Below are 21,995 nucleotides of genomic sequence, written 5' to 3'. Positions count from 1 at the left end.
CTGTTAGTCGTCGGTGTCGACAGTCTCAAATTTGCCAGTGCTGGAATTGTATTCGGACAGGATGTCGTGAATATCATCGTAGCGGTAGGTGCTGTAGTGGTCGCCGGTATCCGCGTCGTACAGCTTGACCTCGGTCACGTCCGGATGTGCCTCTGATTCCGTGTAGGTGTAATCGTCTTCGCTATCAATGTAATCGTTATAATAAAGCTCATCGACCGCCGTTTGGGCGTTGACGGACAAGTCATCGTAATCATCATTATCGTCGTAATCATCGTCATCATCATGGGTCGTGTTGTCCGTGACCGTCCCGTTGGTGGCGTCGCTCACGCTGGCCTCATCGTCGTTGGCATTGGTGGTGTCGTGGGCCCGGCGACTGGACTGGGCGATCAGGTCGACGTGCTTGGCAACATCGTTACTGGCAATCAGGTTAGCCGTCGCCTTGGCGTGGGAGCGACTACCGCTGAGTTTAAAGGTGTAATGCCCGGGGAACAGCGGCCCGGCCTTAAAGGTGTAGTGGTCATTTTTCGAGGTGGCTAGCGCATGACTGTTGGCCATCAACGTCGCGTTGGCCACGTTGGTCGTCAAGACGGGATGCATGGTCGTGACCCGCAGTTTATAAATGGGAAAGACCAACAGGTTGTGCCCGGCTGTGACCAAAGAAAAGGTGTGGTCGCGCGTCTCACCATTTTTTTGCAGGTCCGCCTTCATCTCCTTGACGTAGTTGGGATGGGTCCGGGCGTACGTCAACAGTGGCTGGACGGTATCTCCGGTAATCTTGAGGTTGGGGTTGTCACTGATTAAGTGATCCGCCAAGTCATCACTCTGGTTATCCGTGATGTAATCCGTGATCGTGGCGACCTGTTTTTCCTTGCCAGCCTGCTTGTTGTAAAAGGAAACGCCCAAGACGATGACGGCAATTGCGGCGACCGCCAATACGCACCAAACGCCGCGGCTAAGCCATTTAGACCGCTTACCCGACTTAGACGACGTGTGATGTCGTTGCCGGCGAGCTGGCTTGGCCGGCGTCTGACTGAGGTCAAACCCACAGTGCTCGCAGAACATGCTGTTTGCCGCAATTTTCTGGTGACAGTTGGGACAAGTCTTCATAATTTATCTTCACTCCTTGATGGGCGGGCGTCGGGCAACTATGTATGACGTTAATCGGACTCGCTGAAAATACTTGGCGCCCGCACCCAAATGGTTTCTTAAGTTTTTGCTACGTTTATTATTATACGCCAATCCCGGTCTAGTGGGTGGTTGGTTTTCACAAATGAGTTGACAGGTGTGGGGCCGTTATCGGCAGTGTCTAGCAGATTTCGTAGATCAGCCGAGTTGCTGGCAGTGATTGTAACCGATGCTTGGTGCACTAAAATCCCCTGCAAACGGAAAATTACGCTTACAGGGGATTTAGTGTTTATGAAAACAATTATGAAAGATAGACTATGTGTCATGAATTTAATTTCCGTTCAAAGGCGTCAACGGTACCACCTGTGACGGGTTACTATTGTTCATTACATCCGCAACTTCGGTGATAGAATCAATCACATCTGATTGGGGGATGGCAAGCAGAGTCAAAGCTAAGGATTGGTCCTTTGAAAAATAAGAGAAAAGCGGTCGATACGTCCGTAGCATTATTTTTGCAGAGCATGATGCCAGTCATAGCTGGTCAAAGTAAGTCTTGGCCGCGGCCAACATGTCGGCCGTCTGCTGATTCAGCAGTGGGGGCAGCTGGTCTAACGGAAAGTATTTTAAATCCAAGGTTTCGTCTGTCGCCTCATCTAGGGTGTGGCCGCCGATGGGCTGAACCAAGTAGAGTTGTGAAATGACCTGGGTGACGTCGCCGTTGGGGTATTTCGTGAAACCTTGATCGAAGATGCCCAGAGACTTGACCACTTTTACATCCAGACCGGCGTCTTCCTTGTACTCGCGAACCATCGCGGTGGCAAAGGACTCGCCGTATTCCAGGTAGCCACCGGGCAGGCTCCAGTTGTGGGTGTCCGTCCGCAGATTGAGCAGAACTTCCTGCTGGTCGTTGGCGACGATGCCCGCCGAAGCATTTAAAATCAGCGGCTTATGACCGACCAGTTCGCGAATTTCTTTAATATAATTTGCCATCAGTCTATGACCTACTTTCTGAGGGATTTGCCCTCAGTATACCGCAACCTGGGGATAAAATGCCTCTCAATAAATTCGGTAACCCGCTGGATAAGTTACCCAATATAAATACTGATATTTAAAACGATTTTGGGTATACTAAGCTTGAATCAACTTTGATATGGAGGCAAATCAGATGATTAGACGGAAGATGATAGCGCTGTCTTTGGCGATGACAGCGGTGCTGAGCTTATCGGCTTGCAGCAGTAACCAAACGGCCAAGAAAGCCACAACCAGTAGTCCCAGTGGTACGTTGAGCCAGGTGACTTATAAGCACAAGGTGAGCTACTATCGTGGGGGGACGACTTACAGTGGCAAAACGCGGAGTCTAAAACTGAACACCAAAAAGTACACGACCAAAACCATTACGGTAAACAAGCAAAAAATTAAGGTCCGCTGTTACACGAACCTCGTTTACGTTAGCAAGCCGGTCAATACGAAATATCAAAGTATGAATATTTACGTGCCGGAGAAGTATTTCCACAACAAGAAAATTAATGGTTATTCCAAGTCCACGGCGCCCATCTTCATGCCAAACAATATTGGCGGATACATGGCTGGGACAGCGGGAACACTAACAGCCGGTGCAATGAGTGGTGGTGCACCAGCCGGTAATAAATTGAGCGGCAAGATGCAAGGTAGCAAGCCTACAGGCAAGGCACCTAGTGGCAGTAGCAACCTCAATGCCAATGGGGGTGCCTCCAGTACGAGTGCGACACAGGCCGCGTTGGCTAAGGGGTACGTGGTTGCCGCACCAGGAGCTCGGGGGCGTGATACCAAGCAAAGCGGTAAATATACTGGGAAGGCGCCAGCCGCGATTGTTGATTTGAAGGCGGCAGTTCGGTATTTGAAATTCAATCAGTCACGGTTAGCTGGTAATACCAATAAAATTATTTCCGACGGGACTAGTGCGGGAGGCGCCATGTCCGCATTGTTGGGCTCGACAGGGAACAACGCCGAGTACAAGCCTTACCTCAAGGCGATTGGCGCTGCGAATACCAGCGATAGTATCTTTGCTGCCTTTGTTTTTGCCCCCATCACAAATTTGAACAATGCCAACACGGCCTACGAATGGGAATTTAACGGAGTCAACAACATTAGCGGAGCCAGCATGACCCCTGGGGCTTCCAACAGCCAAACCAAGCTGACCAATAAGCAAAAGAAGCTGTCTAAGCAGTTGAAACAAGATTTTGTTAGCTACGTCAATCAAGCTGGTATCAAGGCCAATGGTCAGACACTGAAACTAAACAGTGACGGTACTGGTTCATTTGCAACGTTGATTAAAAAAGAAATCATGAATTCGGCGCAAACGGCCTTGAATAAGGGAATCACCATTAAGACTAGCAAATATCCTTGGTTGACGATTAAGAATGGCAAGGTTACCGATGTGAACTTGACGAAGTACTTCAAGTCAGTTGGCCGTTCCAAGACGCCACCGGCCTTCGATGCGCTGAACGTCAGTCAGGCAGAGAATATTGAGTTTGGCGACAGTACCACCAATGCTAAGCACTTTACCAAATTCAGTCAGCAACGTAACACCAAGAGTGGGGCGACGATGGCTGACAGCAGTATCATTAAATTAATGAATCCGATGGCCTACATTGGCCGGAAGTCTCAAGCCACGATGGCTAAGCATTTCTGGATTCGTTATGGTGAAACAGATAGCAATACGTCAGTCGCTGTGCCAACGCTACTCGCGCAAAAACTCAAGAACGCAGGTGTTGACGTCAACTATCACGTGCAATGGAACACGGGGCATGCTGGGGACTACGACATGACGAACATGTTTATGTGGGTCGATAGCATCGCTAAATAATTAGTCAATCGAAAAGGACACTGACTGTCGTAATCGGCAAATGTCAGTGTCCTTTTTCCAGCAATAATTACTTATTGATCCGCTTGTAATTGGCGTCGAAGTACTTACCGGCGCGGATGTCGTCGGGCAAGCTAGGGTAAGGCGCTTCGCTGATGACGTCCTCGTTGTTTTGGCCAGCGTCGCCCATGTAAGTGATCTTGGCGAATTCAGGGACGACCAGCTTCGGGTAAGTGGCGTACTTTTCCCGGGCGGCTTCCATCACGTCGATGTGTTCGTTTTGGTAAGTGACCGTGATTTCGGGATGGTCTTGGACCCACTTGGGGAAGAAGATGGTCCCGTTTAACTTGCCTTCATTAGGGACGAAATCTAAGGCCACGTCGGTCCCAGTGGGTTCCGTCCAGGCCACCTTGTAGATACCGGGAACCAGCATCACGATGTTGGCTTCCTGATCGGTCACCCAGCGGCCAGCGACCATGCCGCCGTGGATGCGGTAGTCGACGGTGTGGTCGTTCTTGGCGTACCATTCGTATTCCCAGCCGTTGTCATAGGTGTAAATGAAGTGGGTGCCTAAGAAATCATCAAGCGTTTTAAATGTTTTAGTCATGTGAAAATCTCCTTCTATTCTGCGAGTGAACATGTAATTAATTACATGTTTTAATTTACTTGATTACTATAACGGCAATACGCCGACTTGTCAAGAATTTTCCTTGCAGTTTTGCGGGGGAACTGGTTCAATGAAGAGAGAACGACACGTCATAGAAGGGAGCTGGCAATCATCGGTCAGCGTAATCGATTGCAATACATCATCTTAGGCCTTTTGAATCAGCGCCCCCAAACGGGTTACGACCTAGCGAAGGCGTTTGAAAATGAAATTGGCGAGTTTTGGCAGGCCCAGCACAGTCAAATTTACCCGATGCTCAAGCGGCTGGAAACGGCGGGGGAGATTACCCATGAAGATACGATTGCCGGGGAAAAACTGGCAAAGAAACAGTACTCTTTGACGCCGTCCGGTCACGAGAAACTGGTGGCCTGGGTCAGCGAACCCTCACCAGAGCTGGCGGCGACCAAGGATGAATTTATTTTGAAACTCTACTTTATCAAGTCGGCCGACGACCCGCGGCTCCAGCCGATGTTGCAGGAACAAGCCGTCTTGCATCGGACCCAGTTGGCCCACCTCAAGCAGCGGCGCCAAACGGTCTTTCCCGACCAGGCCGCCATTGACCAGGCGTACGGCCACTACCTGATCTTGGACCACGCAATTGGGCGCGAACAGTACTACGTCGACTGGTTGAACCAGTTGTTAGAACACTAAAAAGGTTGAACCTAAAATTGATGAAACCAGGCGCCTGCGTCAGGCTAGGGTGGGACCTGCTCTGGGGAACGGCTCCAGCCTGAGGAGCGGTCTTTCGCCTCGCTTGAAAGCCTGGCAAAACCTGCCAGTCTCTCAAGTCGTCCCGCGCTGTAGGCTGAGAAAAAACCTCAGCCAACACCGCCGACACAGCTGGTTCCATCCTGGCTGCCTCCGGCAGGATTGATGGCTATCAGCAGCACGGTGTTGATGAAAGATTAGTCGTCAATGCAACTACTATCTGGGGTTAAGATGACTGTTACTGGCTGGCACTATTTTGGCGAACGGTAGGCGACCAGTTTGCCTGGTGAGGCTGTAAACGACTATCTTTGATGTCATGAAGCATGTGATAACAATTGTTCCAGCTGATCTTCGTCTTTCAATCTTTAGAACGTTAAACAGTCAGTCAGCCTAAGTGTTTGGGGGCTGGCTATTTGTTTACGGAAATTTCCGGGTAACTCGGCACGTCACGTTGCCCGTCCACCGTATTTTTAACGGCCGGGATGGGTCGCTATACTGGGAAAAGGATTGGTTTAAAATTTTTCCAGGAAAGTGGGAGACATAGATGCGAGTCAAAACAGTGCTAGTCGCAGCCTTAGCGTTAGTGACCATGGGGGCCACGGCCGCCGAAACGGTGCCAGCTCAGGCCAAAACGCGGGTCTTGCAGACTAAGAAGATGAAGAAACGGGCCTACAAGGTCAGTGGTGGGTATTTCTATAAGAATACCAAGCTAAAGAAGCGGGTCCATAAGGCCAGCAAGTATTTGCGAACGAATTTCTATACTTACAAGTCCGCCAAGATCCGCAAGAGTAACGGCAAGGTCGTGAAGTATTACTACGTGAAGAATAAGGCCGGCAACGTGAAGGGCTGGGTCTGGCACAAGAACCTGGTCAAGCAACCCACTTACTCGCGGCAGAAGAAAGATATTGCGGCGATGAAGAAGATTGTGATGGGGATGTCACAAGAGGTGCAGGATAATGCGTTGGGGATGTTTGTGCATATGAGCTATAAGGCTGCGTATCATGATGGCGCTAGTGGTCGAGATTTATATCACGTGATTGATGAGATGGGATACTTGGATGCCAATAATCCGGCTGACATTCAAGGCGTTATTCAAACGTATCGCTTGTTTAAGGGACGTTATGGAAGTGATGAAAAGGAAATCTTGGATTCTTACAACGACTTAGATGATGCACTTAACGGTCGTAATGGGGAGGAAGTTGTCATTGCTGTACAAGTTTTACGTCAAGAAATAGATCAAAGTATTGCGACATTTGGTAATTAGATAATTATTGGGTTGATTGAATTTTCAATTTAGTGAGATGAGTACTTGTACACGTGAACATGTTTTAGATGTTGGCTAATTAGCAGTGAAACTAAAAATTGACGCCGAAGCCAGCTCACGCTAAATTTTTGTGAGCTGGCTTTTTTAGCTTATTTCAAAAAACATGTCTAATAATTACATTTTAGTGGATTATATTAACGGGATTATATTAACGATCATCATGAATTTAGATAATTATGATGCACATAATCACAAAAAAACTTCGTTAAATGCGACAATACAGTATCGCTTTAAAAAGGGGTGAATGATGGTGCTGATTGATTTCACCATGGAAAACTTTAAATCATTTAAGACTGAAACGACTTTATCCGCCGAGGTAGGTGAGCGGCTCAGTAAATATAAGCGAACCAATACGCTGGACATTGGTCGGACTGCCGTTTTAAAAAGTTTGCTGATATTTGGGGCCAACGGTGCTGGAAAATCGAATTTGTTAGCGGGAATCAAGACCATGCAGCAAATGGTCTTAAACAATCCAGCCAAGGCAACAGATGCTTTACCAGCGACACCATTCCTATTGGATGCGGATTCGGGTAATGCTGAGACGCGGTTCGCAGTGGATTTTAAACAGGGTAACGCTGAGTATCGATATGAGTTTTCGTATGATCAAAAGACGATTCAACACGAAGCCCTGATTAAGGTTCATGGTAACCGAGAGACGGTTTACTTTGAACGGGTGGGGCAGAAATTTCTAACGCTGCCGTCAGCCTTAACTGAAGTGGCGGAGCGAACCAAGGCCAATACCTTGTTTCTGTTTATGGCACAGCAAAATAATGATGCTGCGGCCATTGCTGTCATGACCTGGTTCGCTGAGGATCTAGTTTTTGTGGCCGATTTTGATGAGGCCGAAATTCCTGAAGAATTGGCTGTTTTGGTGAGAAATAAACGGGTTAAGCAACAACTATTGCGATTTTTACATTTTGCCGATTTTAATATTGTTGATAGTGATCTACTTGAGGGGGATAGACCCCAACTTTTGATGGGGCACAAGGTTTATGACACAGACGGCCAGTATACGGGTAAGGACAAGAAGATGACATTGACCAGTGAGTCACGGGGAACACGGCAACTTTTGTTGATGGCGTTATCCATGATTAATGCGAAGCTAACCGGCGATGGCAAGACGTTGTTAGTCGATGGGTTTGGCGATTCTTTACATTTAGCGTTGTCGCAAGCCTTGGTTAAAATTTTTAATTTCGCGGCCAATCAGAACCAAGTTATCCTGACGACTCATGACTTGCCACTCCTAGATTCAGCACTACGCGTGGATCAAATCTACTTGGTCGAGAAGGGATTCCAGGGAATCAGCGAGTTGCGTTCTATCTTTGACTTCAGAGATTCGCGAAACACGTCGCGCCAGGGAATCAGTTACATGAAGCGCTACATTGAAGGACGATTTGGTGCCACACCAATCATTGATGCGGATGGGATGTTAACATCATTGATGGATCTTTAAAGAAAATATTAGCATCCAGCCAACAAAGCCATTTTCGGTCGAGCGGATTAACCACTATTACCAAGTAATTAATGAAACAGCGACAGAACTGTTTCACGAACATTTGCCACGCACAAATCCCTCAGTATTAAAATATTAATAATACCCACAACGATTAATACACAAAGTTTACAAGAAGCTTGCGAAAAATTTACGTAGCCTTGGTAAAGTGAACTTATCACAGAAAGGGGATATCAATTTCTATGAAAGTTCGTGCCATGTTAGCTTCAATTAGTTGCTCATTAGTTTTACTCGGGGTAGGAGTCGCTCCCGCACAAGCAGCCACGACCCAAGCAGACGCGGCTTTACAGCCAGCAATTTCCAAGAAGGTCAATGCACCGATCAAATTACAGGGAGCGGAAAACGTCCGTGACCTGGGTGGGTACAAGACCAAGACCGGTCAACGCGTGAAGAAGGACCGTTTATTGCGGAGTGATTCGCTAGACAAACTGACGAAGGCTGACACCAAGAAATTGGCTAAGAAGTACCATGTCAAAGAAGTCTTTGACTTAAGAACCAAGGCGCAGATTGCCGAAAAACCAGACGTGAAGATCGCTGGTGCCAAATACTTAGGCTCCTCCATCTTAGGGACCAAGTCCAACTACGATAACGATGATGAGGGCATGTACCGGGATATGGCGAATAAGCCTGCCGCTAAGAAGAGCTACCACAAGTTCTTAGTTGCGGCCGCCAAGAACAAGAAAGGCGCGCTGTTATTCCACTGTTCCCACGGGATGGACCGGACGGGGACCTCTGCCGCCATTCTCTACACCATCCTGGGCGTTAGCAAGAAGGACATCCAACGCGATTACTTACTGTCCAACACCCAATTGAACGTGACGTGGGCCAAGCCAGCGCTGTTGAACCTGTTCTACAGCGAAGTGAAGGGCCAATACGGTTCCATGAACAACTACATCAAGAAGGGCTTGAAGATTACCCCAGCCCAAATCAAACAAATCAAGGCCAACTACCTGACGAAGGCCTAAGTGCCCGCAGTAATTGACCCCAAACAGCCACCGTTCCCGTGTTGTCGGAACGGTGGCTGTTTTTTGGCTTAAATAGCGTTCGTTGATAGGTTAATTTAATATCCAATTGGTTAAAATTGATAACTAATAAAGGCCCCTAACCACTGATTGGGACAAATATCGCGTATGATAGGGACGAACCCAATGGTTGGTTAGTCAATTCGGGTTAACCAATTGGTCAATAAGTAAGAGGTGGTTAGAAAAGGTAAGTGGGCGGTCATAATTTAGGATTACGCTCAAGGGTCTTAGCCGTTATGCTTTAGATGTAAACGGTTACAAGAAACTAGATAGTTGAAAAAAGTTTTGGGGGAGGTAAGTATCATGAGTAAAGCTCAGTTATGGAAACAACGGTTCTTCTACGGGTCAACCGACTTAGCTGGGAACTTGATTTGGCAAATTGTTGGACTGTATCTGCTGTTCTACTACACCACGGTCATGGGCATTTCACCGGCGTTTGTTGGGACCCTGTTCTTCGTGGTGCGGATCATCGACGCCTTTGATGGTGTGGTTTACGGGTTCTTGATCGACCACACGCACTCAAAATACGGCAAAGCGCGGCCATACTTCTTGTGGTTTGGTATTCCACTGGGGATTCTCACCATGCTGCTGTTCTTTAATCCATCATTTGGTGGCAGCAAGTTCTTTCAATTAGCTTGGATCTCATTGGTTTACACGTTATTTAGCTTAGTCTATTCCGGTGCGAACACACCAATTACCGCTATTTTACCAAGTCTGACGAAAGATCCTGACGAACGGACCAACCTGGCGAGTGCTCGGATGGTCATGACCAACATCGGGACCGCGGTCATTGGCGCGATTTCTCTGCCGATGGTTGCCAAATTAGGTGGCAAGAATGCCGAAAAGGGCTGGATGATTTGGGGGATTATCATTGGCTTGGCCATCATCGTCCTGTTCTTCGGTGCCTTTGCCAATTTACGGGAAAAAGATGACATCGTTGACCAATCCGCGGACGCGCCGGAAATCAAGGGGCATTTGTCCATCGGCGAATCCTTAAAGGGGGCCGCTAAGAACAAGCCGTGGGTCATCTTGAGTTTGAGTTTCATCTTACTACAAACCTTCTGGGTGATTCGGATGCAAACGGCGGTCTACTACCTGACTTACGTTTACCGGCGGGCAGACCTGGTCGGGGCCTTCAATGGGCTGGTCATCGTTGCCGTGATTGGGAACATTTCGATTCCGTTCTTAAGTAAATTTATGAAACACCGCAACGTCATGATTCTATCGATGGCCGTCTTCGCGATTGGGGAAGCCATCATGCACTTCAAGAGCATTCCGCTGCTGTTTGCCGGCAATATTATCGCACTGATTGCCATGGGCGCGGCGTTCTCCATTTCCTTCGTCATGATTGCCGACACCGTCGAATACGCGCGGTCCGAAATGCACATTGACGAACCCGGGATCCTGTCTTCCGTGCCAATGGTCGGTGCCAAGCTGGGCATGGGCTTTGGTGGTTTAGTTTCTGGCTGGCTGTTGTCCTGGGGTGGCTTCCAAGCCTCCGCGAAGATTCAAGGCGCCAAGGCACTGACGGCCATCAGCACCAGCTTCGTTTGGTTACCAATCGTCTTGGCCTTGCTGATTCTGGTCATCCTGTTCTTCTTCTACCAATTGGATGAAGACGAAATCGCTTCGGCCAAAGCACTAGAAACCGAGAAGTTAGACGATGAAGACGCTTAAATTAACGCTCGGCCAGCCGGACTTTCCGGTGACCGTCACCTACTATCAACCGGCCGCCATCGCTGACTTCGACCAGCCACCGCGGCGGCCGTTGGTGATTCTACTGCCGGGGGGCGGCTACCGGTTCTACAGTGACCGGGAAAATGAGATCGTGGCCCTTCAGTATTTGGCCGCGGGCTATGCCGTCGCCGTGGTGGCTTACCGGTTAATTGACCAGCCACCAGTCTACCCGACCGCGCTGTATCAGCTGACCCAAGTCGTCACCACGTTTCAACGGCACGCCGCGACCTACGCCATCGACGCGCACCGCATCTTGCTGGTCGGCTTCTCGGCCGGGGGTCACGTGGCCGCCTTGTACGCCGACTTGTGGCCCCAGCTGGTGCAAACGTGTGGCTTGCCGGCAACGCTGGGCGCAATCCAAGCCGTGGTGTTGGCCTATCCCGTGATTGGCTTGCGGCTGGGCTGGCCGACAGATGCGGCGACCCGGCAAGCCATTAGCGGCGACTGGGACCTGACGGAGGCCGACCAACTGGTCACGAGCCAAAATCCACCGGCGTTTATTTGGACTACGAAAACGGACGAACTGGTCCCGCCACAAAATGCGCAGGACTATGTACAGGCACTGCGACGCGTCGGGGTGCCGGTCCGGTTCCACCTGTATCCGCACGGTCCCCACGCGTTGAGCCTGGCGCGGCCCCTCACGGCATTTGCCGCCGGGGCAGACCGCGACGCCACGTTTGGCGAGCGCTACGTCGAGCCCACGGTAGCCACCTGGTTTGCCGACCAGTTGGCCTGGCTAAGGCGCTTGATGTAGAGGTATGAGCGCTTGCGCCGGCCGGACGCGCCGCTTGTTCTGGAGGAATGTCTGTCGCTCCAGGACGGTGTGGCAGTCTGAATAGGTGACCTGCAAGCCACCCGTAAGCTGGTTCACGATTGAATGAATACAGCCAGATGGGGGACGAGGTTAACCTAGGTGTCAGTAAAAGCCACTACAGTAGCCGTGAGTGGCGGGAAATCTAGGCTCAGCCGGGGAATTTCGTAGCGATTTTGGCTACAAAATTGGTGACTTTGAGACGGGGGCTTCGGCTCAAAGCAAGGTCCGAGACCGGACTTTGGCTCGGACCGTCCTCCCCCAGCGTTCCAGCCTAGATTTCCCGCCACGGTAAGGCGGCAAGTAAGAACTGTGTTACGGAAAATAGCTGGGTTTACATCAGTCCGGATTGGTGCTAAAACGTAGCCAGTAACCCCGGGTGCCATGGGGATGACGCGCGGGTGGACGGTGAGAGCCCAGTGATTGCAGCAGCAAATTTCGGAGTAACGGCATTTCACGAAAAGGGGTAATCACAATGTTGAATGATACGACAACCAAGCAGTCTTTGGGGTACGACGATGAGTTGAAACGACTGCAAGCCATGCACGTTTCTAGCGTTGAGGATGGGGTCACCAGCTGGATTAAGGAACGTGATCCGATTCACACATTTGAGCCATTGGTTTGGGAGACGGTGGCAGGTATTGAGCAGAACCCGCAGCTGCCAACGGATCTGTTCAGTCTACGGCAAGGGACCGAAACCTCGGGACAACGGGATCTGACGCACGTGGAAATGAAGATTGAAATGCAACAGATCGTCTCCATGAATCGGCGGGTCCGGGTGATTCGCATCGCCCGGATGGACCGGTTGACCGCGGATAAGGCGCTGATCTATTTCCACGGTGGCGCCTATTACGGTGGGACGCCCGAAGATGTGTTGCTGGCGCTGAAGTTCGTGGCGGAACAAGCCAACTGTGTGGTCTACAACGTGGATTACGCCCTGGCGCCCGAACAGGCCTATCCAGCAGGCATTCTCGATGGCTTAGCGGTCGTGGCCGCCATGACCAAGAATTATCAGGAAATCTCGTTAGGCGGGGATTCTGCCGGCGGGTCGATTGCCTTGGCGGTCAGCCAGCTGTGCAAGTCCATGGGCATTTGCACGATTGCCAGTCACCTGTTGTTCTACCCGACGCTGATTCAGGGCTCGGATCTCAACGGCCCGCTGTGGGACGACCGCAGCATTCCCATCGTCGATGAGCAACGGGATGCGCTGCACCGCAGTTACCAGCTGTTTGAACAGCTCGATACCATCATGAGTGGGTATTACGTGGCGGATCAGCCGGTCGATCTGACTGCACCGCTGCTGTCGCCGTTACTAGCGGATCCGGAGACCTTCCACAAGGTCACGGTGCTGGTCGGCGAATACGATCCATTCCGATTACAAGACGAGGCCTTTATCAAGAAGGTTGGCCACGCCAATGACGACGCCACGTACTTCCGGTATGGCGGCATCAGCCACGCGTTTCTGAACTTCACGGGCAACGTGCCCGCGGTGGAAGACGCACTAGCCACGGCGGCACGACTGATTTAAACGTTACGAGTTATGGGGGAGATTATTTTGACTTTACGCGACTATCATTTAACGTTAAACGACGTAGCGGACCACCAACCGGAGTACCTGGAAACGGTGTTCTCCTTGGCAAATGGCCACTTTGGGGTGCGGGCCAACGACCCGATTACGGGCAATCCCATTACCGGGACGCTCATCAATGGCTTTTATGAAACCGCCCCCATCACCTATGGGGAGGCCGGTATCGGCTACGCGACGCAGCACCAGACGATTTTAAATTTACCCGATCTGCGGCACTTGCACGTGGCCACGGCCACCGGGCATGACTTCACCAACAGCGAGCGGACTGGCGTCGACCTGGACCTCTCAACCGGCGCGTTGGTCGAGCACTATACGCTACAGACCTTGCAGGGCGAGACCATCAAAATGACCGTCAAATCAGCCATTGGTCAGACCAAGACGGAATTTTGGGCCATTGACTACAGCTTTTCGGCGGGCAATTTTGCCGGCGGTCTCGTCGTCAGCAAGGCCATCGCGGTGCCGGCCGAAGCCGAAGCGATTGCCTCTGCCGACCCACGGAAGACGCGGATGGCGGGGCTGCCGATTTGCGAAACGGCCTTTGTCAGTCGGGACCTCCAACGTTATCACGTTAAGACGCGGCAGACCAAGCTGGCCGTGACCATTTACCTGGGTATCCTGACGGAAGGGGCCAGCTTGTTACGCCAGAACGTTGACCTGAGCGATCAGGGGACGCACAGCCTGACCTACGAAGTCTATGTCGGTGAAATGGGCCAGCAAAATACCATCGATCCTGCCGCGACGTTCATGGCCAACTCGTTGTCGGCCTTGCTGGCAGACAGCCGTGAATTCTGGCAGGACGTGTGGAACCGCAGTGAGGTCACGGTCGGGGGCAACGACGAACTCGATTTGGCCATCCACTACAACCTGTTCCAGCTGAATCAAGCGGCTGGTCGGGATGGGCGCACCAACATTGCGGCTAAGGGGCTCAGCGGCTCTGGCTACGAGGGCCACTATTTCTGGGACACGGAAATGTACATGTTGCCGTACTTCATTTACACGAATCAAAAAATGGCGCGGCAGCTCCTGTTGTACCGTTACCAGACCTTACCCAAGGCGCGGCAACGGGCACGGGCGTTGGGCGTGACCCAAGGTGCGCTGTTTGCTTGGCGGACCATCAACGGCGAAGAGGCCTCCGCGTACTTCCCGGCCGGCACCGCCCAGTATCACATCGATGCGGACGTGGCCTACGCCGTGGGCAAGTACTATGAGATTACCCGCGACATCGATTTCATTGAGCAGTGTGGCTTTGAAATGGTTTTGGAAACGGCCCACTTCTGGGAAGCCTTTGGGTCCTGGCATCAGGTCGGCACGGACAGTCGTTTTGAGTTTCACACGGTGACCGGACCGGATGAATATACCGCGCTGGTCAATAACAATTACTACACCAATCGGTTGGCCAAGCATAACTTTAACTTGGTCACCTACCTGGCCCGTGAGATCCTCAAGGATGACCCGCACGGCCTCGAAAAATTTGGCATCGGCTCCGCGGACCTGGACGTCTTTGACAACCTGGCCCAACACGTTTACCTGCCTTACAGTCAAGAATTGCGAATCAACGAGCAGGATGACAGCTTCTTGAGCAAACCGCGGTGGCCGGTCGATCAGTCGGCACCGGAGAACTTCCCGTTGCTGCTGCACTACCACCCGTTGACCATTTACCGTTACCAGATTGCTAAGCAGGCCGACACGTTGCTGGCGGACTATCTGTTCCCAGAGGACCTGTCGCTGTCGCAATTAAAACGCGAGTACCACTACTATGAAGGCGTTACGACTCACGATTCATCCTTATCACGCTCCATCTTTAGCATTCTAGCGGCGCGGATGGGCGACACGGAAAAGGCCTACCACTACTTCATGGATACGGCGCAAATGGATCTGGTCAACCTCCAAAAGAACACCGCCGACGGTCTGCATTTGGCCAATCTCGGCGGTAGCTGGTTGGCACTGGTGGCCGGCTTCTCAGGCTTCTACGTCCAAGACGAGGTGGTCCACTTCACCAATCACTTGCCGAAGGAACTGACACGGTTGACCTACCGAATGAAGATCGCCGCAAGCGTCTTGGAAATCGAACTGACGGCCACCACGACCAACGTGACGGTCATCAGCGGGCCCATTCCGACGTACGGCGTCAGCGTCAACGGTCATCTGGTTTCCCTGGAAAAGGTCAGTTAGTGGCCGGCATCAAGCAGAATAGAATTGAAAAAGCAGCTGCTCTCGCGAGGTTGGTCGTGGGGGTGGCTGCTTTGGTCTCCTAGCTGAAGGTTGAAACTAGAATTAGCGCATTGACTGCCGTGACAGCGGTGTTCTGACACCTAAGATTGGTGAAACCAGGTGCCTGCGTCAGCCAGGGTTCCGCCTGCTCTGGGGAACACCTCCAGCCTGAAAGACGGGCTTCCGGTTCGCTTGAAAGCCTGGCAGAAATCGCCAGTCTCTCAAGTCGTCCCGCGCTGTAGGCTGAGAAAGGACCTCAGCCAACACCGCCGACACAGCTGGATCCACCCTGGCTGCCTCCGGCAAGGTTGACGACTATCAGTAACACTGTGTTAGTGATAGTCGTCAATGCGGTTACCACCTGGAGTTAAGACGACTGTTACTGGTATTCACTACCGTAGCCGAGAGTTCGCCAAAAATGGGTTCAGCGAGGCATCGAGACCGCCCTTTGGCTCGACCCGTCCCCAGCGTTCCAACCCATATTGGGCGAACGGTAGGCGGCCAGTTCGCATTGTGAGGCTGAAAACGACTATTTTTAAGGCCATGAGTCGCATGCTAATAGTAGTTCCAGCTGATTTTCGCCTTTCAACCTTTAGTCTCCTAGTCAATCAGAACGAGGTGAGCTGGTAATCCAGGCCAGATATGCTATACTATTTGCATGAAAAATCAGACGGCTAGTGTTGAACGTCCCGTTTGAGATAGGAGACTACCATTTCATGAACGACGTTATCAATTACTTCCAGTCCATTAAGATTCGGGGGATGGGCTGGATTTTATTAGGTTGCTTATATTTATTCGCCAACCCACCCCTCCTGATTATCGTTTACCTTTACATCGCGGCGGTGATGGTGCTGCGGACCTGGTTGGCCAACTTTCCTCACCCGGCCAAGATTGGCTTGACCGTGGTGTACGGGCTCCTGATGGTGATTCAGATCGTCTTCGTTTCGGTCGGGGTCTTTCCGTTGCGGGGACTCTTCCCGGCTTATTTGGTGGCTAAATTGGTCGGCGTGATGCTGGTCGTCTTGCCATTATGGGTCGAACGGTTCGTGACGACCAACAACCAGACCGCGTTTTACCTTCCCACGGTCGAAGAGGCCGCGACGGTCAGCTTTGATGAGCTGCGCCAGAGTGCCGACAAACTCAGCGACCTCCTCAACAGCGCCGCCGAGGCCAAGGAAAAGGTGTCCGTCGACCACGTGAAGACGATCATTGCGGACCTGCCGCGACACAGCGCCGTCCACTACATCAATCATGGCACCCTGACCCCGGCTTACTTTGCGGCGGTTCAGGCCACGATGACGGACGCGCGCATCTACTTGGCCGTCTCGAATACTGGGAGTGCGGCCAGCGAAATGATCTCGGTGTTCACACGCAAGCAGTTCAATCACGTGTCGTTGGCGTTTGACCGGGACTTGAAAACGATCATTAGTTATAACGGCGGCGATAACGTCTATCCTCCCGGCATGAACGCCGAGACGCTGGAGTTCTTCCACCAAAAGGCGGGGGCGTCCCTGCTGGTCTACAGTTTGCCGGTGACGGTGGCCCAAAAGCAGGCCATTGCCGAGAAGATTGCCGAAATCAACCGTGAGGGCAGCGCCTACAACATGGTTGGGCTGGTGTCCAAGCATTCCGCCAAGCCCAACATCATGTTTTGTTCGCAGTTCGTCTACACCATGCTCAAACAGGCGGGCGTGGCCTACTTCGACATGAAGCCGGGGGAGGTTCGCCCGACGGATTTGATTGAACAAGACTATTATAAAAAATTGAAATTTGAGTATGAATTAAAATTTTAAGCGCAGTTAATCACGTGTGTCGCCAACGCCCAGTTGGTTACACACGTTTTTTGGCGAGTTGGAAGCGCCACGGCGGGTCGGAATTTTGACAAATAGGCGTTGTGCTCCGGTAGACTTTATGCTAAATTTATACTTGTAAGCGCTTGCTAAAACGTTTAACCTGGCTGACTAAGCCGGCAATTTTAGTGATAGGTCTTATAATTTTATACATATACGGAGGAGATTCATGATGAAGTTCGGTAAGCAAGTTCTGGGCGTCTTAGCAGTTACAGCGGGGGCCGTTGCCATGATCGGTGGCACCACCACTGCCCAAGCCAAGAAGAAGACCACGACCAAGCCCGTGACCATTTACTTGACCCGCCACGGGGAAACGACTGGGAACGTGATGGGCCGGGTCCAAGGCTGGAGTGACTTCCCGCTGACTAAGAACGGGACCAAGGTCGCCAACGACCTCGGCCGCGGATTAAAGGGCAAGAAGTTCGTGGCGGCTTACGCGGGGAACCTGACGCGCCAACAAGTCACGGCCAAGCACGCCCTGAAGTACTCTGGCAACAAGAAGGTCAAGGTCAACGTTTCCAAGTACCTGCGTGAAGGCGGCTACGGTAGCTTTGAAGGGGACAGCATTGCGGCAGACAACGCCTTGATCGCCGGTGTTTACGGCTTCAAGAACGGTGACGAAATGATGGCCAAGCAAGGCAAGAACTACTGGACCAAGCTGCAAGACGCTTACTACAAGCTGGACAAGAAGAACAGCCAAAAGACGAAATTGGTCAAGGCTGACCGGGCTGAAAGTTCCAAGCAAGTTGAAAAGCGGATGGCTAAGGAAATGAAGACTATCGCCAAGGCAACCAAGAAGCGCGGCGGCGGTAACGTGCTGGTCGTTAGTTCCGGGATGTCCATCAACGAATACCTCTCAACGGTCACCAAGAAGTACAAAGGCACGCCACTGAAGAACGTTTCCGTGACTAAGCTGGTTTACAAGAACGGTAAGCTCAGCGTTTCCGGTAACATCGGTTCCATGTACTACGCTAACAAGGGTGCTAAGCTCGCCAAATAAATAGCTTCATAAAAGCGCGTGACCAGACAGCTGGCCCGCGTTTTTGTGTATAATGAGATTAATTCTTGAAGGTTGAAAGAGAAATTAATGCGCTGATTGGCGTAACGGCGGTATTCTGACACTCAAAATTGTCGAAACCAGGGGCCTGCGTCAGGCTAGGGTGGGGCCTGCTCTGGGGAACACCTCCAGCCTGAGGGGCGGTCTTCCGGTTCGCTTGAAAGCCTGGCAAAAACCGCCAGTCTCTCAAGTCGTCCCGCGCTGTAGGCTGAGAAAAAACCTCAGCCAACACCGCCGACACAGCTGGCTCCACCCTGGCTGCCTCCGGCAAGTTGACGGCTATCAGCAACACTGTGTTAATGAAAGACCTGTCGTCAATGCAGCTGCTATCTGGGGTTAAGACAATTGTTACTAGCAAGCACTACCGTAGCCGAGAGTTCGCCAAATATGGGTTCAGCCGTGGGAGTTGCCTTAGCGGCGCGGTTCGTGCCGCTTAGACAACTGGCGTCTTTGAGACGTGAACTTCGGCTCAAAGCGAGGTGTCGAGACCGCCCTTTGGCTCGGCCCGTCCGCCCCAGCGCTCCAACCCATATTTGGCGAACGGTAGGCGGCCAGTTCACATTATGTGGCTGTAAACGACTATCTTTGACGCCACGAATCGCATGATAACAGTAGTTTCAACTGATTCTCGTCTTTCAACCTTCAATTAATTCTGTCAGTGAGGTGAGGGGTATGCCAGTCTTCTACCATTTAATCACGCGCCAGGCCGTCCATGAGCGGCAGGTTTTTGATTTTTCACAGGGTCAGGCCAACGTCCAGGCCAAGGTCTTTTGGGGCCATGGCGAGCAATTGCCCTGGGACCAGTTGTTAAAAACGCCGCGGCTAACGTTGACGCCGGCACAGACCACGCAGTTGCGTCGTGACCGAGACCGCCAAGTCCACGCGCTGCGGGAAACGGTGTTGGAACTGGTCCGGTTGCGCGACCACCCCGACTACCCGTCGCGACTGGCCTGCCTGTTTGCCGCCCGGACCTATGATCACGCGCTGGCTTGGCGTGACTTGTTTGAAAAGAATGGCCGGCAAGTCTTGCAAATGGTCCAGATCACCACGACCGGGCCCACGTTTGCCGGGGATGCCGGTCTGTTGCCCGTCACGGATGGGGCCGCGGTGCGTGACCAGCTCGCCCAAGCCCAACGGTATTGGAACACACCGGCGCCGCAAGCACAGCTCAGTGAGGTATTGTTGGGTGGCCGGTGCGTTGTGACGCGGATTGTGCGGACATTTTAACTGAATGATGAAGGAATTTATGGGCCGGATGATATCGGCCTTTTATATTCAATATTAATCTCGCTAATAGCCGGATTATTATAAAATTTATGGAGTGAAAGTGCTTGCTAATGGGCGTTAAGTCACTTAAGATAGTAACCATCAGAGATTGTTGGAATGGGATTTTGAGAGGAGCTGGCAAGATTGCAAATGAAACGGATCATGTGGTTAAGCTTATTGATGGTGATGTTAGGTGGCGTGGGGGTTCCGACCGGGGCGCAGGCGGCTACCTGGCATCACGGCACACCGAAGCACTTACGGGGCATGTATCAATCGACCACGCCCATTGGCAAGCACTCGGCGGCGGGCTTTGCGCCGGTGATTGAGGTCAAAGCCAAGACGTTTAGCCTGAGCATCTCGAACAATCCGTTACAATTAGTGAAGCACCTCAAGTATCAACACGTGCATGGGCATTATCAGTTCAAGGGCACACTCCAGCACATCGGCTTCGTGCTGGGGGGCAAGGTGACATTTGGCTTGAAGAAAAAGGGCCACAGCCTTTACTTCGTGCAGAATCGTCACAATAACTTTGCGATGCCCGACCGGTTTAAGTTGACGACTCACGTGAAAGGATAGGCGCATGAAACGATCGATTGGCATGTTGTTATTGCTAATGAGCCTGGGCGGCGGTCTCACCGTGACCCAACCTGCCATGGCCCAGGGGAAACGGACGCTGCGGTCTTTTCCCAAGCGGTTTTGGGGGACTTGGTATACCTATAGTGATGGGCATTACTACCGAGTGAAAATAACAGCGACAAAAATGCGGAGCAGCAATTGGACTTATGATCTGCATTCCAGGCCTGTGACTGTGGCGGGTGACCCCCGGTCCAAACGGCATCAACATTGGATTATTGCGACAGTCGGGAAAAAGTGGCTGTGGACCTACGGCTGGAATCAAGGTGCTGGTGCTGGCAGTTACTACAGCGAGCGCCACCACCGGATTCATGGCAAGACTTACGATACCTTGCAACTCGCTAGCGGCGCCGGCGCCTGGGTCGATGGGTATGCCTACCGTAGCAAGTTTGCGGCCAAGCACTTTGCGAATAAGCGCTTCGGTGATGAAAATTATCGGTCGTGACCATCAACCTATTGGTACTCTGGTATGGTGTATACTGATGCTAGACAATCTTTAGGAGGAAATACCCATGACCATCACCATTAATTCCGCGCAACCGCAAGACCTAGCCCAAATCATGACCATCGAAAAAACTGGCTTCATGCCCGCCGAAGCGGCTAGTGAAGCCAGCATGGCCGAACGGATTCGGCTGATTGCGGATACCTTTTTGGTCGCCAAGGAAGGCGATACGGTGCGGGGATACATCGTCGGTCCCGCTTTTGACCAGCGCTATTTGACCGACGCCCTATTCGAGAAATCAACGCCCAACAATACCACGGATCCCTACCAGACGGTGCTGAGCCTGGCAGTTAGTCCGGACTACCGTCAATCGGGATTGGGGAGCCAACTGCTCACGGCGTTAGCACAAGTTGCGCGCCACCAACACCGCCAAGCCGTGACCCTGACCTGCCTGCAGCGCCTGGTCCCGTTTTACGAGCGCAACGGTTACGTTAACGAGGGTGTCTCGGCGTCGGCGCATGCGGGCGAGACCTGGTACAACCTGGTCTTACCGTTAACCGATTAGCTTGAGGCCAATCGTCGCCCCTAAAATGACGGTGACCCACACCAGCTTGCGCCAGTCCTTGGACTCGTGGAAAAATAACATCCCGGTGATCACGCCACCGGCGGCCCCAATCCCAGTCCAGACGGCGTAGGCGGTCCCCATGGGCAGCGTCTTAAGCGCCAGTTCCAGGCCGCCAAAGCTGAGGGTAAAGGCGACAATCATCGCGAGCCACAGCCACAACTTCTTCGCGTGCAGGGCCCAGTTCATGAAGGTCACGCCGAGCATTTCGCTCAGCCCGGCAAAAATTAGGAATAGCCAAGCCATGATTAGTGGCCTCCTTTCGTGGTAAATTGTAGCCCACCGATGCCGATGAGTAAGAGCCCAATCAAGGCAAGCTTAGCCAGGCTGACGGGTTCACCAAAGGCTAGCATACCCACGCTGGTGGTGCCCAAGGTTCCCAGCCCAACGAAGACGGCGTAGGCCGTACCGGCGGGGATGTGCCGGCTGGCCCGAATCAGAAAATAAAAACTTAAATAAACAGCGATGCCAGTGATTAGCCATTCCCATAGTGTCGTGGCGTGTTTAAACCCCACGACCCAGCTGACTTCAAAGACCGCGCCGAGAACGACGGTCACCCAATGTTGCCACATAAAAAGAT

20 protein-coding genes are annotated in these 21,995 nt (G+C 51.9%); 15 read left to right on the top strand and 5 right to left on the bottom strand.

Translation table 11 applies throughout. The features are described from left to right. Positions 1-3: 3 nt before the first annotated feature. Together EGT51_RS10875 and EGT51_RS10870 are read right to left on the bottom strand one after the other, a co-directional pair. On the bottom strand, positions 4-1,107 hold the full coding sequence (locus EGT51_RS10875; RefSeq protein ID WP_135368727.1) for a TcaA second domain-containing protein: 1,104 nt from the start codon (positions 1,105-1,107) through the stop codon (positions 4-6). Between the two features lie 549 nt (positions 1,108-1,656). Further along, the gene (locus EGT51_RS10870; protein ID WP_135368726.1) at positions 1,657-2,115 is read right to left on the bottom strand and encodes an NUDIX hydrolase; all 459 of its coding nucleotides are present in this window, start codon (positions 2,113-2,115) and stop codon (positions 1,657-1,659) included. A gap of 175 nt (positions 2,116-2,290) precedes the next feature. On the opposite strand from EGT51_RS10870, the gene EGT51_RS10865 reads away from it, so the two are divergent. After that, the gene (locus tag EGT51_RS10865; protein WP_225428724.1) at positions 2,291-3,970 is read left to right on the top strand and encodes a subtype B tannase; all 1,680 of its coding nucleotides are present in this window, start codon (positions 2,291-2,293) and stop codon (positions 3,968-3,970) included. A 67-nt stretch (positions 3,971-4,037) separates the two neighbouring features. Here the strand turns inward: EGT51_RS10865 and EGT51_RS10860 are convergent, their stop codons facing one another. Continuing rightward, the gene (locus tag EGT51_RS10860; protein WP_135368725.1) at positions 4,038-4,574 is read right to left on the bottom strand and encodes a phenolic acid decarboxylase; all 537 of its coding nucleotides are present in this window, start codon (positions 4,572-4,574) and stop codon (positions 4,038-4,040) included. A gap of 171 nt (positions 4,575-4,745) precedes the next feature. Between EGT51_RS10860 and EGT51_RS10855 the strand changes: the two genes are divergently transcribed. The 14 genes from EGT51_RS10855 (at position 4,746) to EGT51_RS10790 (ending at position 21,358) form a co-directional block, all read left to right on the top strand. Then, a complete protein-coding gene (locus EGT51_RS10855; protein ID WP_167850199.1) occupies positions 4,746-5,282 on the top strand; it encodes a PadR family transcriptional regulator in 537 nt (178 codons plus the stop codon). A gap of 601 nt (positions 5,283-5,883) precedes the next feature. Then, positions 5,884-6,603: a hypothetical protein gene (locus EGT51_RS10850; protein WP_135368724.1), complete on the top strand. Its 720-nt coding sequence runs from the start codon at positions 5,884-5,886 to the stop codon at positions 6,601-6,603. Between the two features lie 307 nt (positions 6,604-6,910). Next, on the top strand, positions 6,911-8,116 hold the full coding sequence (locus tag EGT51_RS10845) for an AAA family ATPase (protein WP_404819928.1): 1,206 nt from the start codon (positions 6,911-6,913) through the stop codon (positions 8,114-8,116). Between the two features lie 242 nt (positions 8,117-8,358). Further along, complete coding sequence (locus tag EGT51_RS10840; RefSeq protein ID WP_135368722.1) at positions 8,359-9,141, top strand: tyrosine-protein phosphatase; 783 nt, start codon at positions 8,359-8,361, stop codon at positions 9,139-9,141. Between the two features lie 360 nt (positions 9,142-9,501). Next, positions 9,502-10,875 (top strand): MFS transporter, encoded by a 1,374-nt coding sequence (locus EGT51_RS10835; protein ID WP_135368721.1) that lies wholly within the window; start codon positions 9,502-9,504, stop codon positions 10,873-10,875. Then, positions 10,862-11,689, top strand: a complete 828-nt coding sequence (locus EGT51_RS10830; protein WP_135368720.1) for an alpha/beta hydrolase — start codon at positions 10,862-10,864, stop codon at positions 11,687-11,689. Before EGT51_RS10835 ends, EGT51_RS10830 begins: the two co-directional genes overlap by 14 nt. Before the next feature lie 532 nt (positions 11,690-12,221). Further along, positions 12,222-13,274 carry an alpha/beta hydrolase fold domain-containing protein gene (locus EGT51_RS10825; RefSeq protein ID WP_135368719.1) on the top strand — a complete coding sequence of 351 codons (1,053 nt, stop codon included), beginning with the start codon at positions 12,222-12,224 and terminating at the stop codon, positions 13,272-13,274. 27 nt (positions 13,275-13,301) lie between these two features. After that, entirely contained in the window at positions 13,302-15,506 is a 2,205-nt protein-coding gene (locus EGT51_RS10820) for a glycoside hydrolase family 65 protein (RefSeq protein ID WP_225428723.1), read from the top strand. 755 nt (positions 15,507-16,261) lie between these two features. Continuing rightward, positions 16,262-17,338 (top strand): hypothetical protein, encoded by a 1,077-nt coding sequence (locus tag EGT51_RS10815; protein WP_135368717.1) that lies wholly within the window; start codon positions 16,262-16,264, stop codon positions 17,336-17,338. A gap of 226 nt (positions 17,339-17,564) precedes the next feature. Beyond that, positions 17,565-18,395 (top strand): histidine phosphatase family protein, encoded by an 831-nt coding sequence (locus EGT51_RS10810; RefSeq protein ID WP_225428722.1) that lies wholly within the window; start codon positions 17,565-17,567, stop codon positions 18,393-18,395. Between the two features lie 729 nt (positions 18,396-19,124). Beyond that, positions 19,125-19,679 (top strand): DUF2441 domain-containing protein, encoded by a 555-nt coding sequence (locus tag EGT51_RS10805; RefSeq protein WP_135368716.1) that lies wholly within the window; start codon positions 19,125-19,127, stop codon positions 19,677-19,679. A 183-nt stretch (positions 19,680-19,862) separates the two neighbouring features. Then, a complete protein-coding gene (locus EGT51_RS10800; RefSeq protein ID WP_135368715.1) occupies positions 19,863-20,294 on the top strand; it encodes a hypothetical protein in 432 nt (143 codons plus the stop codon). Positions 20,295-20,298: 4 nt separating this feature from the next. Next, the gene (locus EGT51_RS10795; RefSeq protein WP_135368714.1) at positions 20,299-20,796 is read left to right on the top strand and encodes a hypothetical protein; all 498 of its coding nucleotides are present in this window, start codon (positions 20,299-20,301) and stop codon (positions 20,794-20,796) included. A 67-nt stretch (positions 20,797-20,863) separates the two neighbouring features. Next, positions 20,864-21,358, top strand: coding sequence for a GNAT family N-acetyltransferase (locus EGT51_RS10790; protein WP_135368713.1), 495 nt, complete (start codon positions 20,864-20,866; stop codon positions 21,356-21,358). Here the strand turns inward: EGT51_RS10790 and EGT51_RS10785 are convergent. After that, on the bottom strand, positions 21,347-21,661 hold the full coding sequence (locus EGT51_RS10785) for a DMT family transporter (RefSeq protein WP_135368712.1): 315 nt from the start codon (positions 21,659-21,661) through the stop codon (positions 21,347-21,349). The two genes, EGT51_RS10790 and EGT51_RS10785, sit on opposite strands and share 12 nt — an antisense overlap. Positions 21,662-21,663: 2 nt before the next feature. Next, positions 21,664-21,987, bottom strand: coding sequence for a DMT family transporter (locus EGT51_RS10780; RefSeq protein WP_135368711.1), 324 nt, complete (start codon positions 21,985-21,987; stop codon positions 21,664-21,666). Between the last annotated feature and the right edge of the window lie 8 nt (positions 21,988-21,995).

Origin of the sequence: Levilactobacillus suantsaiihabitans, assembly GCF_004745505.1 — a bacterium.
GTDB classification, from domain to species: domain Bacteria; phylum Bacillota; class Bacilli; order Lactobacillales; family Lactobacillaceae; genus Levilactobacillus; species Levilactobacillus suantsaiihabitans.
This window is presented reverse-complemented; position numbering and strand designations above follow the sequence as displayed.